At 42.7% G+C, this 13,864-nt stretch carries 16 protein-coding genes; 14 read left to right on the forward strand and 2 right to left on the reverse strand.

Going from position 1 to position 13,864, the window contains the following annotated elements:
* Positions 1-23: 23 nt before the first annotated feature.
* Positions 24-1,514, reverse strand: a complete 1,491-nt coding sequence (locus FXV78_RS13070; RefSeq protein ID WP_009243913.1) for a UxaA family hydrolase — start codon at positions 1,512-1,514, stop codon at positions 24-26.
* A gap of 232 nt (positions 1,515-1,746) precedes the next feature.
* On the opposite strand from FXV78_RS13070, the gene uxaC reads away from it, so the two are divergent.
* From uxaC to FXV78_RS13090, 4 genes are all read left to right on the forward strand, one after another.
* Positions 1,747-3,165 carry a glucuronate isomerase gene (uxaC, locus tag FXV78_RS13075; protein ID WP_004840525.1) on the forward strand — a complete coding sequence of 473 codons (1,419 nt, stop codon included), beginning with the start codon at positions 1,747-1,749 and terminating at the stop codon, positions 3,163-3,165.
* 54 nt (positions 3,166-3,219) lie between these two features.
* Positions 3,220-3,402: a hypothetical protein gene (locus FXV78_RS13080; protein ID WP_004840524.1), complete on the forward strand. Its 183-nt coding sequence runs from the start codon at positions 3,220-3,222 to the stop codon at positions 3,400-3,402.
* Between the two features lie 130 nt (positions 3,403-3,532).
* Positions 3,533-3,895: a VOC family protein gene (locus FXV78_RS13085; RefSeq protein ID WP_004840521.1), complete on the forward strand. Its 363-nt coding sequence runs from the start codon at positions 3,533-3,535 to the stop codon at positions 3,893-3,895.
* 193 nt (positions 3,896-4,088) lie between these two features.
* Complete coding sequence (locus FXV78_RS13090) at positions 4,089-4,334, forward strand: hypothetical protein (RefSeq protein WP_004840519.1); 246 nt, start codon at positions 4,089-4,091, stop codon at positions 4,332-4,334.
* A 37-nt stretch (positions 4,335-4,371) separates the two neighbouring features.
* On the opposite strand, the gene FXV78_RS13095 is transcribed toward FXV78_RS13090, so the two are convergent.
* On the reverse strand, positions 4,372-5,370 hold the full coding sequence (locus FXV78_RS13095) for a LacI family DNA-binding transcriptional regulator (protein ID WP_004840518.1): 999 nt from the start codon (positions 5,368-5,370) through the stop codon (positions 4,372-4,374).
* Between the two features lie 282 nt (positions 5,371-5,652).
* Between FXV78_RS13095 and FXV78_RS13100 the strand changes: the two genes are divergently transcribed.
* The 10 genes from FXV78_RS13100 (at position 5,653) to grpE (ending at position 13,862) form a co-directional block, all read left to right on the forward strand.
* The gene (locus tag FXV78_RS13100; RefSeq protein WP_039959250.1) at positions 5,653-7,221 is read left to right on the forward strand and encodes a glycoside hydrolase family 28 protein; all 1,569 of its coding nucleotides are present in this window, start codon (positions 5,653-5,655) and stop codon (positions 7,219-7,221) included.
* Between the two features lie 3 nt (positions 7,222-7,224).
* Entirely contained in the window at positions 7,225-7,551 is a 327-nt protein-coding gene (locus FXV78_RS13105; RefSeq protein ID WP_004840514.1) for a glycosyl hydrolase family 28-related protein, read from the forward strand.
* A 231-nt stretch (positions 7,552-7,782) separates the two neighbouring features.
* The gene (locus FXV78_RS13110; protein WP_101885184.1) at positions 7,783-8,004 is read left to right on the forward strand and encodes a hypothetical protein; all 222 of its coding nucleotides are present in this window, start codon (positions 7,783-7,785) and stop codon (positions 8,002-8,004) included.
* A gap of 59 nt (positions 8,005-8,063) precedes the next feature.
* Positions 8,064-9,221: a radical SAM family heme chaperone HemW gene (gene hemW, locus FXV78_RS13115; RefSeq protein WP_004840507.1), complete on the forward strand. Its 1,158-nt coding sequence runs from the start codon at positions 8,064-8,066 to the stop codon at positions 9,219-9,221.
* Between the two features lie 107 nt (positions 9,222-9,328).
* On the forward strand, positions 9,329-9,508 hold the full coding sequence (locus tag FXV78_RS13120) for a hypothetical protein (RefSeq protein ID WP_009243909.1): 180 nt from the start codon (positions 9,329-9,331) through the stop codon (positions 9,506-9,508).
* A 163-nt stretch (positions 9,509-9,671) separates the two neighbouring features.
* Positions 9,672-10,343 carry a response regulator transcription factor gene (locus tag FXV78_RS13125; RefSeq protein ID WP_009243908.1) on the forward strand — a complete coding sequence of 224 codons (672 nt, stop codon included), beginning with the start codon at positions 9,672-9,674 and terminating at the stop codon, positions 10,341-10,343.
* Complete coding sequence (locus FXV78_RS13130; RefSeq protein WP_004840502.1) at positions 10,340-11,425, forward strand: HAMP domain-containing sensor histidine kinase; 1,086 nt, start codon at positions 10,340-10,342, stop codon at positions 11,423-11,425. Before FXV78_RS13125 ends, FXV78_RS13130 begins: the two co-directional genes overlap by 4 nt.
* Positions 11,422-11,976 (forward strand): hypothetical protein, encoded by a 555-nt coding sequence (locus FXV78_RS13135; protein WP_004840500.1) that lies wholly within the window; start codon positions 11,422-11,424, stop codon positions 11,974-11,976. Before FXV78_RS13130 ends, FXV78_RS13135 begins: the two co-directional genes overlap by 4 nt.
* A 180-nt stretch (positions 11,977-12,156) precedes the next feature.
* Positions 12,157-13,206, forward strand: coding sequence for a heat-inducible transcriptional repressor HrcA (gene hrcA, locus FXV78_RS13140; RefSeq protein WP_009243906.1), 1,050 nt, complete (start codon positions 12,157-12,159; stop codon positions 13,204-13,206).
* Between the two features lie 26 nt (positions 13,207-13,232).
* Positions 13,233-13,862: a nucleotide exchange factor GrpE gene (gene grpE, locus FXV78_RS13145; protein ID WP_044949149.1), complete on the forward strand. Its 630-nt coding sequence runs from the start codon at positions 13,233-13,235 to the stop codon at positions 13,860-13,862.
* Positions 13,863-13,864: the final 2 nt, after the last annotated feature.

Here is a 13,864-nt window from a genome sequence, read left to right on the forward strand (position 1 = left end):
CTGAAAATCATATTCATCTATTGTTACAGAGTCACACCCTGTTTGAAAATCGCCATATCGTGGAATCCTGCTTCCTCGGCTTTGACCGGACATCCGGAAGCAACCTCCAGAACATAGTCAAAAAGAGATTCTCCCATCTCCGGGATAGAGCCGCCGTCTACCAGCGCACCGCAATTGAAGTCGATCCAGTTTTTCTTATTCTCATAGAGTTTTGTATTACTGGATATTTTTACAGTCGGAACCGGAGAGGCAAAAGGAGTTCCGCGTCCCGTTGTAAACAGTACAATTTGTGCACCGGAAGCTGCAAGTGCAGTAGAGGCTACCAGGTCATTTCCGGGAGCGCTCAAAAGATTGAGTCCTTTTGTCTGCACAGGCTGTCCATAGGAGAGCACATCAGCGACCGGGGCAGAACCGGATTTCTGGGTACATCCAAGAGACTTATCTTCCAGTGTGGAGATACCTCCCTTTTTATTTCCCGGAGAAGGGTTCTCGTAGATGGTCTGATTGTGGCTTTTAAAGTAGTTTTTAAAAGAATTGATCAGGTCTACCGTTTTATCAAAAATAGCTTCATCCCTGCAGCGGTTCATCAGCAGAGTCTCTGCCCCGAACATTTCCGGCACTTCTGTGAGAATCGTAGTACCGCCGCGGGCGATGAGCAGATCGGAAAAAGCACCAACTGTCGGATTTGCAGTGATTCCGGATAATCCATCAGAACCTCCGCATTTCATTCCGATGACAAGCTCTTTGCAGGAAATTTTTTCTCTCTGGAAGGTAGAGGCATAATCACAGAGCTGTCTGATGCAGGCAAGAGATGCCTCTATTTCATCCTCCACTTCCTGAGCAACCAGGAATTTGACACGATCTTCATCTACGGTTCCGATATATTTTTTTAATTCCTCAATATTGCTGTTTTCGCATCCGAGGCCGAGGACTAGAACGCCTGCTGCATTTGGATGGCGGATCAGATCTGCAAGGATCTGGCGGGTGTGCTCCTGGTCATCTCCCATTTGAGAACATCCGTAAGGATGCGGGAATGCGACGATCGCATCTACACTGTCCGGCTGAAATTCTTTTGCTCTGGCAGCAACAGAGGTTGCGATGCTGTTGACACAGCCGACCGTCGGGATGATCCAGATTTCATTGCGGACACCGGCTTTTCCGTCCGTCCTTCTGTATCCTTCAAAGAACCGTTCTTCCTGTGGTTCTAAAGAAGTGAATTCTTTCTGATAAGAATACTCCAGAAGATCTCCCAGTCCTGTTTTCATATTATGAGTGTGGATCCAGGAACCGGCCGGAATATCTTCTGTTGCATAACCAATCGGGGAGCCGTATTTGATCACGGCACTTCCGGCGCTGATTTTTTCCAGTGCAAATTTGTGTCCCTGGGGAATGTCTTCTAATAAAGTATACATGCGTCCATCCAGATTTAATACGCTGTCCTTCTTTAAAGAAGTGAGTGCAACTGCTGTATTGTCTTTTGGATGAATCTGAATAAAAGTGTGTGTTGAATCCATAAAAACCTCCATAATGAAAATATAGAAAGAAAACAAAATGTAAGTATTTACAATTAAAATACAACCTTTTTGATTATAAGTCAACGGAAAAATGTACAAAAAATCAAGAAAAATATTATGCAAAACGCTAATAAAAGAGTAATTGACTTTTTATTAACGAAGAAATATAATTTACAAATGTAAGGGCTTACAAAAAACGAGGAAAATAACAAATCAACAGGAGGAATAAGAGATGAAACCATTTATGGATGAAGAATTTCTGCTGAGCACTCCTACAGCACAGAAGTTGTATCATGATTTTGCAGAAACAATGCCGATTCTGGATTACCATTGCCATATCAATCCGGAAGAGATTGCAAAAGATGTCTGTTTTGAAAATATTACCCAGGTATGGCTGGGCGGAGATCATTACAAATGGAGACAGATGCGTTCAAACGGTGTGGATGAGTACTATATCACAGGTGATGCGCCTGCACGGGAAAAATTTCAAAAATGGGCGGAAACGCTGGAAAAAGCTGTGGGAAACCCGTTGTTCCACTGGAGTCATTTGGAATTAAAGCGATATTTTGGTTATCATGGCGTATTAAATGGAGAAACTGCAGAAGAGGTGTGGAATCTCTGCAATCAGAAATTACAGGAGCCATCCATGAGCGTACGGAATCTGATCCGCCGTTCTGGTGTTACTTTAATCTGTACAACAGACGATCCTGCAGACAGCCTCTACTGGCATAAAGAACTGGCGGCAGACGATAGCTTTGAGGTACAGGTACTTCCTGCATGGAGACCGGACAAAGCAATGAATATCGAAAAGCCGGATTATGCAGAATATCTGAAAAAACTGGGACAGGCTGCAAGATGTCAGATCGAAATGTTTGCAGATCTAAAAATGGCATTAAAGAAGAGAATGGATGCATTTGAAGAAATGGGATGTCGTGCCAGCGATCATGCGTTGGAATATGTGATGTATGTGCCGGAAACAGAAGAAAATCTGGAAAAGATCTTTGCAAAACGCAAACAGGGTGAAATGCTGACAAAAGAAGAAGAACTGAAATTTAAAACAGCATTTATGGCATTTGCAGCAGAGGAGTATACAAAGAGAAACTGGGCAATGCAGCTTCATTATGGATGTAAGAGAGACAACAATGCAGCCCGTTATGCGCAGCTTGGACCGGATACCGGATATGACTGTATCAATAACTATGCGCCGTCCGCACAGATGGCAGATTTTCTCAATGCATTGAACGAGAAAAACAGCCTTCCAAAGACGATTATCTACAGTCTGAATCCAAATGACGATGAAGCCATCGGAACGATTCTTGGATGTTTTCAGGATGCGGGTGTGGCAGGAAAGATTCAGCAGGGATCTGCATGGTGGTTCAACGACCACAAGACTGGAATGATCAAACAGATGACATCTCTGGCAAACCTGGGACTTCTTGGAAATTTCCTTGGAATGCTGACAGATTCCAGAAGTTTTTTGTCTTATTCCAGACATGAGTATTTTAGAAGAATTCTTTGTGAATTAATTGGGGACTGGGTAGAGAATGGAGAATACCCGGATGATGAGCGAATGTTGGGGATAATTATAAAAGATATTTCATATAATAATGCGGTACGTTATTTTGAGTTTGACTTAGAAGAAGTATATTAAAGGAGAAAAGTTAAACTATGAAACCGAATTGTAAAATTGCACCAATTACCCGTTTTGCATACGGAACAGGTAATCTTCTGGGAAGTGGAAGATGAGAGTGTAGCAAACGTATTTGAAGGATTCAAAAAGTTGTGCATTGACATCCTTTCTATGCTTCGCATCCTTACATTCCGTGACCATCTTGGGATGTATCTGGTCATTTATAAAGATAAACATCACAAAGCAGTGGCAGAATAAAGAACAAAAAGGCGTTTCCCGGTGGAGGCGTCTTTTTTGTTTTGAAAATAAAGATATACAAAAAATATAGAGTTATGTATAATCCAATTATAAATACAATAGGAACGGATATGGAAGGAGAAAAAACAGAATGAAATTAAAAAATATATTGATCGTTGTGAAAGATATTGAAAAATCAAAGCAGTTTTATCATGACTTGTTTGGCCTTAATGTGGTGCTTGATAATGATGGGAATATGATTTTAACAGAAGGTCTGGTACTGCAGGAAGAAAAAATCTGGAAGAAGTTCCTTGAAAAAGAAATTATTCCAGAGAGCAATTCCTGCGAACTGTATTTTGAAGAACGTGAGATAGAAAAATTTGTTCAAAAATTAGAAAATTTGTATCCTTCTATCCAGTATGTCAATCGTCTTACGACACATAGCTGGGGGCAGAAGGTGGTTCGGTTTTATGATTTGGACGGTAATCTGATCGAGGTGGGAACGCCGATGTAAGTCTTGTTTGTGAAAAAGAGTAGGCAGTGTATGGTGACAAGTCGCAAAAAAACATTGCGAAAGAATCAAAGAGAACTGGATAGGTAAATTATGATTGGGGTGTCGATTTATAACGGGGGTTAATCGGGTTATGAGTCGGCATTTCTTTTATCCTACAAAATGAGCGAATTCTTTTTTTAGGCAAATAGCAGTGATGTACATAGAACTCAGCAGAAATACACCACTTCTTGTGCAATTATTTTTTATTAATGATCAAGACGACAAGTCTGATATTGATGGTGCGAAAGGAAATGAAACGTTGTTAAACTGGATCAATGAGGAAATTCAATCTCTGAAAGAAGAGCAGTTCTTCCATAAAGATTATGATGAGACACTGGTAGCTACTTATGGAGAAGAGTACAAAGAAGAATTGGTTGTAGAAGGTGCAAAAATAAAATAGCTTTTAAAATGATGGCAGAAGCCTTACGCTCCTGCCATCATTTTGTTGTCTGCTTTTTTACAATATTTCCGGAAAACATTGTTCTGGAAGGCGGAATTTCTTTCTGAAATACCTGCATCATCTGTGACACGGCAGTGACGCACATATATTCTACCCGGTTGTCGATGGTTGTGATCTCTGGTGTACTGCAAGCGGCGAGTACGGAATTGTTGTATCCGGTCACCTGAAAATCCTCGGGAACTCGAAGGTGCTTTTTCAGTGCGTATTTTACAGCGCCTGTGGCGAGTTCGTCATCTGCAGCAAGGACACAGTCAAAAGAAATGCCGTCTGCATCGAGTTGTTCTAAGATAGAACATGCTTTGTGCAAGTCTCCCGGTGCGGAAAACGCATTTTTCTGAGATATGTCCAGTCCATGTTCCGCACACGAATCCAGAAATCCCTGGATTTTTTTCTGTCCGCTGTAATTGAGCGTTCGGTATAAATAAATCGGGGATTCAGATCCTCTGGCGAAGACCAGGTCTGTCATATCTTTCAATGCCATATAGTCATCGCAGAGAATGGAGTATATATTGTCTCCTTTTAATTCTCCGTTTAAGATAAAAACAGGGATTTTGGAAGCGGCCTCCAGAATATAGCGGTTTTCCTCCGGAGAGTTCTCGATAAAGTGAGAACCGATCAGAAGGACAGCGTCTACATTGCGGGACAAAAGCAGGTTCAAATAGCTCTGTTTCTCCAAAAGCTCATACCCTGTGCAGCAGAGCATGGATGCATAGGAATTCTTGCGAAGCTCCCGCTCCAGATAATAAATTGCCTGTGCCTGGTAAACGTCCGAGGAGTCGGAACAGAGAATCCCAACAGTGTGCATGGAATTCAGTCCGAGACTTCTGGCAAAGGCATTTGGTGTGTAGCTGTTTTCTTCCATGACAGCAAGCACTTTTTTTCGGGTTTTTTCGCTGACTTTTTCACTGCCGTTTAAAACCCGCGAAACAGTGGCAATGGATACCCCTGCCTTTTGAGAAATATCATATATATTCATAACTGAATGCTCCTTAAAAATTTCAGAAACCAATCCAAAATGTAAGTACTAACACTAATTGCAAAGAAGGAGAGTGGTTTTCTACTATAATAGCATATGATTTTCGAAAATGGTATTGTATATTTTATATAAATCTGCAGGTGATTATTATATAAAATACATAATTGACAATTAAAAAACACAATGATAACATACGATTGATAAGGAAATAGAAATGTGAATAGGTGGAAATAAATAATGTAAGCTGTTACAATGTGTGGAAAATACATAAAGGAGATCAAAATGGAGTTAAACGTAATTTGGAAACATGCACGTACAGCGGCTCTGGAATGTTGTGAAGGAAGTGTTTACGAGATGGAAGAACCCTGTCGGATATCTTTAAATGGAGTGTTTTACAAAGAGAGCAGGCAGGTTGTGAATCTCCTGCAGGGTCTGGAGCCTGGCAAAGAGTATCATGTTTCTGTAGAAAGAGGGGAAGAAGCAGCTGAGATTATGTTCTGCACAGATACACAGGATTATACATTGAATGTGCGTGATTTTGGTGCAAAGGGAGATGGCGTACAGGACGATACGACATATATTCAGGCAGCGATCATGTCATGCCCGAGAAACAGTCGTGTGCTGATTCCGGAAGGAACGTATCGAGTGACCAGTCTGTTTCTGAAAGATCATCTCACAATGGAGCTGGCAAAAGGTGCAGTGCTTTCGGCATATACAGAGCGTGAGAGGTTTTCAATTCTAAGGGGAACTTACCAGAGTGAGGATCAGGAAAACGAATATATTCTCGGAACCTGGGAAGGAGAAGCCCAGAATATGTTTGCCGGAATCATGAATGGAATCGGCATAAAGGATGTGACGATTTGCGGAGAAGGTACAATTGATGGAAATGCTTCCTGGGAAAACTGGTGGCTGGATGCAAAAGAGGTTCGTGGTGCGGCAAGACCGCGTATGATCTTTTTGAATCGATGTGAGGATGTGACAATTACCGGAATCACAGTACAGAATAGTCCGAGTTGGAATATTCATCCGTATTTTTGCAGTCATCTGAAATTTATTGGAGTGACGGTGCTTGGACCAAAGGTTTCCCCGAACACAGATGGATTGAATCCGGAATCCTGCGACGATGTAGAAATCACAGGATGTTTGTTCTCTGTGGGCGATGACTGCATTGCCGTGAAGGCAGGTAAAATTTCCGTGGGAGCAAAATACAAAGTTCCTTCTTCCAATATCAGAATCCGCCAGTGCTGTATGCGGGATGGGCATGGTTCAATTACGTTGGGGAGTGAGATGGCGGCAGGAATCAAAAATTTGCAGGCAAGACAGTGTGTGTTTCTCAATACAGACCGGGGGCTTCGGATCAAGACAAGAAGAGGACGCGGTAAGGATGCTGTGATCGACGGTATTTTGTTTGAAGATATCAGGATGGATTCTGTGCTGACTCTGCTGACTCCGTTTGTGATCAACAGTTTCTATTTCTGCGATCCGGACGGACACAGCGAGTATGTACAGTGCAAGGAGCCGCTTGCGGTGGATGAGAGAACTCCACAGATCAAAGAACTGTGTTTTCGTAATATTCAGGCTAAAAACTGTCATGTGGCAGCTGCGTTTTTCTACGGTCTCCCGGAGCAGAAAATTGAGCGTGTGGAAATGAAGCACATTCAGGTCAGCTATGCAGAAGATGCAGCCAGTGGACAGCCGGCGATGATGGATGGAATTGATCAGAATATCTGTAAAATGGGAATTTTTGCGAGAAATATCAAAACTCTGGTACTGGAGGATATTCAGGTGGTAGGACAAGAGGGAGAGGTAATTTCTATGGATGGGATTGATTCTCTGGAATGGAGGAAATAAACGATGGATTATAGAATAACAGACTATGGTGCAGTCGCAGACGGCACAACAAACAACAGAGCAGCGATTCAGGCGGCAGTGGATGCCTGTACAGTGGCAGGAGGCGGACGTGTCATTGTCCCGATTGGTCAGTTTTTAAGTGGAACGATCGTATTGAAAAGTAATGTGACACTGTATCTTGAAAGGGGGGGCAGAGCTGATCAGCAGTCTGCGCAATGTTGTCAAAATATGTTACTTTTCTATGTGGAATATATTGGAAAAAAATTCCGGAGCTGTCAGAGCATCTCTGGGAAAAGAATATGGAGCAGATTGCAGAAGGGTGGTTTTTAGATCTGCAGGAGTTTTTGGAGGTGTGGCCATCCGTAAAAGGCGGGGGAAATACAAAACGCCGCTGGCTGTATATGTATCCGGTCTTCTGGTTCGATGAGCCGAAATCCGTGGAGGTGTGGAAGCGGAAAAAAAACGCCGGAAGCACGGTGCGGACGAATTGCAGTTTTATATCCGTAGAAGGTAAGCTCCTATGTTGGTCATCACCAGTCGATTGTGCGGGAAGGTCTTCTCGTGGGGGATCGTTATCAGATGATTTCTCTGCATGAAAATCTGCTGTTCTCATATTTTGAGACACCGAGGGATCGGGAGCAGGTGAATATCAGCAGAAGACCAGAGCCTTCAGAAGCAACCAAAGAGTGGGAGGCAGTTGTTCCGGAAAGTCATTTTTACCATTTCCCGGAGGCAAATGGAGAAAATTTTCTGATCATTTTGACTGTTTTTTCTGTGGGATAAAGGTATACAGCAAAAACAGATTGTATTATACTGTACCTATCAATAAGAGAGAGGATCGTATGATGCAGAAATTAGAATTATATATCCACATTCCGTTTTGCGTACAGAAATGTGCCTATTGCGACTTTTTGTCTGCACCGGCAAATGATGCAGCCAAAGCGGAGTATGTGGATGCATTAAAAAAAGAAATACAAAGATACCGCGAGGTTGCTTCATCTTACCAGGTATCTTCTGTTTTTGTGGGCGGAGGAACTCCGTCCATTTTGTCGTGTGAACAGATGGGTGAGATTTTTAAAATGCTGAGACAGGTATTTACCATCGACAGGGATGCGGAGATTACAATCGAAGCAAATCCGGGAACTGTGACGGAAGAAAAACTAGAAGGATGGAAACAGGCGGGAATCAACAGGATCAGTTTCGGATTACAGTCTGTCAACAATGAGGAACTGAAAATGCTGGGACGAATCCATACGTATGAAGAATTTCGGGAATCCTATGACATGGCACGGCAGGCAGGATTTGATAATATCAACATTGATCTCATCTCAGCCATTCCCGGACAGACCGTAAAAAGCTGGGAGCACACCCTTCGTACGGTGGCAGAATTACATCCGGAGCATATTTCTGCGTACAGTCTGATCATTGAGGAAGGAACCCGATTTTATCAGTGGTATGGAAAAGGACAGACAGATCAGGAGAAATATCCGCCTCTTCCGGATGAAGATGCAGAGCGGCAGATGTATGAGCGGACAGAGGGAATTCTGGAAGAATATGGATTTCATCGCTATGAGATTTCCAATTATGCACGGGAAGGAAAAGAGTGCAGACACAATCTGGGGTATTGGAGCAGAGTAGAGTATTTAGGGATCGGTCTGGGAGCCTCGTCTTTTATTTCCAATACCAGGTACCATCTTTGTACAGATATGATCTCTTATATAGAAAGAATAGGATCAGGAGAAGATCTGCGGGAAGAAATCGAAGTGCTGACAAAGGAAGATGCCATGGAAGAATTTATGTTTCTGGGACTTCGAAGAATGCAGGGAATCTCCGGAACCCAGTTTGAGAACTGTTTTGGAAATACGATAGAAGAAATCTACGGAGACGTGATTGAAAAACTGGAGCAGGAAAAAATGTTAGAAGTGAAAGAGGATAAAATCCGGCTGACAAAAAGAGGGATTGATGTCAGCAATTATGTGTTCTGCGAATTTCTGCTGTAGGAAAAGATTTTGAAGCTTTTAATAATTCAGAAACAAATATCAAACATTGGATAAACAAAAGAGTGCTATTCTCATACCATCAAACAAAGAAAGGCTGGTATGAGAATATGAAAGAAAAGAACAAGGCAGGCAGAGTGTCCAAAAAGACGATAGCTACAGTATTGATTGCAATGATTGGTACAGTTGGAATCGGGATGTGCATGAGTATTGCATGGAGTTATGCAGCACCAGAGATTGCAAAGGAGTTGTGGATTTACTTTGTCTCATTTAATTTATCAAATCTTTAAAATAAAAGAGTCAGAAACAGGTGCGTCAGAAGAAAAAATTGACCGCACCTTGTTTTTTGTTTACAATTTGTACATAATTCACAAACAAAACGAAAACAAAAATGTGTTAGGATCGTCCTGTATTTTAGGAAAATGGGAAGAGATACAAAAGGAGAAGATAAAAATGATTCGTATACTTGTAGTGGAAGATGATGAAAAATTAAATCAGATTGTATGTACCTATCTGAATGACAGTGGTTTTCAGGCGAAGGGGTGTCTGTCGGCAGCTGCGGCATATGAGGAAATGTATCATACGGTGTACCAGCTGATTATTTCTGATATTATGATGCCGGAGATTGACGGGTTTGAGTTTGCCGGGACAGTTCGCCGGATAAATGAGACGATTCCGATCCTGTTTATGTCGGCAAAAGATGATCTGCCTTCCAAGCGGAAAGGGTTTCAGCTCGGGATCGACGACTATATGGTAAAGCCGATAGAACTGGATGAACTGCTTCTTCGTGTAAGGGCATTGCTTCGCAGGGCAAATATAGAGATGGAAAGAAAAATTACGGTGGGAAATCTGATACTGGATGCGGATGCTATGAGTGCAGAAATTGACGGAGAAGAGATCAGTCTTACTACAAGAGAATTTAATATTATTTACAAGCTTTTGTCTTATCCGAAAAAAACGTTTTCCAGAGCGCAGCTCATGGACGAGTTCTGGGGTGTGGAGACAGATACCAGTCTGAGGGCTGTGGATGTTTATGTTACAAAACTCAGAGATAAACTGTCAGCCTGTGACGGATTTAAGATTGTGACAGTCCGCGGGCTTGGATACAAGGTGGTGCTGCAATGAAAGAACGAGAGGAACAAAGGGGAAAAGTAAAGCAAAGTTTATTTCCGGTTTCTTTATTTGGAATCTATATTGGGGTTCTGTTTCTGATGTCGGGGATACATACCGGACTGATCGTGTTTATGAATTCGGCAGGCTGGAATAAAGCGGTGATGACCGTGGTGCCGATGTGTTACTGGGGAATGGTTGCCATGGGACTGACGCTGTTTACCAGATGGAAGGTAAAAAGAACCTACGAAGAACCACTGTATAAAATGGCAGAGGCTACCAGAAAAGTGGCGAACGGAGATTTTTCCGTCTATGTACCTACATTTCATACAATGGAGAAACGGGATTATCTGGATGTCATGATTCTGGATTTTAATAAGATGGTGGAAGAACTAGGGAGCATTGAAACGCTGAAAACAGATTTTGTGTCAAATGTTTCTCATGAGATGAAAACACCGCTTTCTATTATTAAAAATTATGCGGAACTTTTGCAGAGGGATGCGTTGTCGGAGGAACAGCGCAGAGAATATGGGGAAGCCATTGAAAATACAGCAACGCGCCTGTCTGATCTGATCAGCAATATTTTAAAGCTGAATAAGCTGGAAAACCAGAAAATACAGCCGGAGGCAGAAGTGTATGATGTGTGCAGACAGTTATGTGACTGCATTCTGCAATATGAATCTGCCTGGGAGAAAAAAGAGATCGAGATGGAAGTAGAAATGGAGGATCGGGCAGAAATTTATGCGGATCAGGATCTGATGGAACTGGTGTGGAATAATCTGTTGTCTAATGCGGTCAAGTTTACCGAGCTGGGTGGTGTGATCACGGTTCGTCAGCTGTCGGATGAGCAGGGGGTGACAATTTCTGTATCGGATACCGGCTGTGGTATGAGCAAAAATACCATGAAACATATATTTGATAAATTTTATCAGGGAGACACATCTCATTCCAAAGAGGGAAACGGACTGGGGATGGCAATGGTAAAACGGGTGCTGGAGCTTATGGATGGGGAGATTCAGGTCTTAAGCGAAGAAAAACAGGGCAGTACGTTTATTGTGACACTGCCCATGGCGGGAAAGGAGTTTGGTCAGTTATGAAAAAGACAGAAAAGCCACAGAGAAATTTTGTGGCATATGAATATAAAGAAGTGAGTGCAAACAGCAGTCAGGCCTCCTTTTTGTTAGATGGATATGAGAATTTTGGGTGGGAACCGAATGACAATCTGCCGCAGAGCAGCCAGAGTCGTCATCCGGGGGCGGAGAAGATGATGACTCTGCGATTGAAACGTGATCGGAAAATTGTAAATAAAACGGAGCTTACAAGGCTGCAGCGAAACTTTGAAGCCTGTGTCCGGGAAATTCAGTCGCTGGAAAACAGTAAGACATCGAAAGCGACAATATGGGCGCTGGCAGCAGGAGTGATCGGAACTGCTTTTATTGCATGTTCTACGTTTGCGGTGACAGCAGTTCCGCCGAAAATCCTTTTGTGTATTATTTTTGCGATTCCCGGATTTCTGGGATGGATCCTGCCGTATTTCCTTTATAAGAAAATTGTGAGAAACCAGACGGAAAAACTGACGCCGATGATCGAAGCGAAGTATGATGAGATTTATGAGATTTGCGAAAAAGGAAATAAGCTGTTGTATTAGAAGTGAAAAAAGTACAGGGTTATAAATTGGAAACAAGGGGAAATATAAAAAGTATAAAGAATATATAAACATGGTTGACAAATACAGACCATGGTGCTATCTTAATATACGGAAGGTGTTAGCACTCAAAACAAAGGAGTGCTAATAAGAAAAACCTCAGGTGAGAGAAAGGAAGGTCTGATGGGATTGAATACAGAACTTGGCGAGCGTAAGCTCACGATTTTAAAAGCGATTATCCAAAACTATCTGGAGACCGGAGAGCCTGTTGGTTCCCGAACACTTTCCAAATACACGGATTTGAATTTGAGTTCTGCGACGATACGCAACGAGATGGCTGATCTGGAGGATCTGGGATACATTTTCCAGCCGCACACTTCGGCAGGAAGGATTCCTTCCGACAAAGGCTACCGCTTATATGTGGATATGCTGATGGAGGAGAAGGAGCACGAGATTACAGAGTTGCGTAACACGATGCTTGAAAAATCCGATAAAGTGGATCAGGTGCTGAAGCAGGCTGCGAAAGTGCTTGCTGTGAATACCAATTATGCAACGATGGTTTCCGCTCCTGTGAACAGCCGGAACACATTGAAGTTCATTCAGCTTTCACAGGTGGATCAGGAACAGATTGTGGCAGTGATCGTGATGAATGGAAACGTGATCAAGAACAAGATCATACAGGTTGGTGAGGTGCTTGCCAGTGAGACGCTTCTGAAGCTGAATATGCTTTTGAATACAACACTCAACGGCATGTCGATCGAACAGATCAATCTTGGTCTGATCGCACGATTGAAGGAGCAGGCAGGAATCCACAGCCGGGTGATCAGTGATGTGCTGGATGCCGTGGCGGAGATTATTCATGTAGATGATGATATGGAGATCTACACGAGTGGTGCGACGAACATTTTCAAATATCCGGAGCTGAGCGATAAGCAGAGTGCTCAGGAGATTATCAGTGCATTTGAAGAGAAGCAGCAGCTGGCGGATCTGGTGACAGAGACACTGGCAAGTGAAGAAAATCACGGGATTCAGGTCTACATTGGGGATGAGACTCCGGTCAAGACAATGAAAGACTGCAGCGTCGTAACAGCAACCTACGAATTGGGAGAAGGCATGAAAGGTACGATCGGTATCATCGGTCCCAAGCGTATGGATTACGAACATGTCATGAAGACGCTGAAAACTCTGCAGAGCGAGTTGGATGCAATTTATTATAAAGACCCGGAAGAATAGGAAGGTGATTGCTGGTGGCAGAGAATATGAGTAAAGAAGAGATGGTCAAAGAAGCGGTGGAAGAAGCAAAAGCCAAAGCTTACAAAGAGGCCGAAGAACAGGACACAGAAGAGACTGTGGAAGAAGCAGCTGAAGAGGCTGCAGAGCCAACAGAAGAAACGGAGGGTTCTGAAGAGGGATCCGGTTTCATGAAGAAGTTTGGCAGAAAGAATAAAAAAGATAAAAAAGACGAGAAAATTGAGGAACTGACTGACAGACTCACTCGTCAGATGGCAGAGTTTGATAACTTCCGCAAGCGTACAGAAAAAGAAAAATCTCAGATGTACGAAATCGGTGCGAAAGATATCATAGAAAAGATTCTTCCGGTTGTGGATAACTTCGAAAGAGGAATCGCAGCTGTACCGGAGGAAGAAAAGTCCAACCCGTTTGCAGAAGGAATGGAGAAGATTTACAAACAGCTGATGACTACACTCGAAGAGATTGGCGTAAAACCGATTGAAGCGGTTGGCCAGGAATTTGATCCGGATTTTCACAATGCAGTGATGCATGTAGAAGATGAAGAAGTTGGAGAGAATATCATTACAGAAGAATTCCAGAAGGGTTATCTGTACAGAGACAGTGTAGTAAGACATAGTATGGTAAAAGTGGCAAACTAATA

This window comes from Mediterraneibacter gnavus ATCC 29149 (assembly GCF_008121495.1).
Classification (GTDB): domain Bacteria; phylum Bacillota; class Clostridia; order Lachnospirales; family Lachnospiraceae; genus Mediterraneibacter; species Mediterraneibacter gnavus.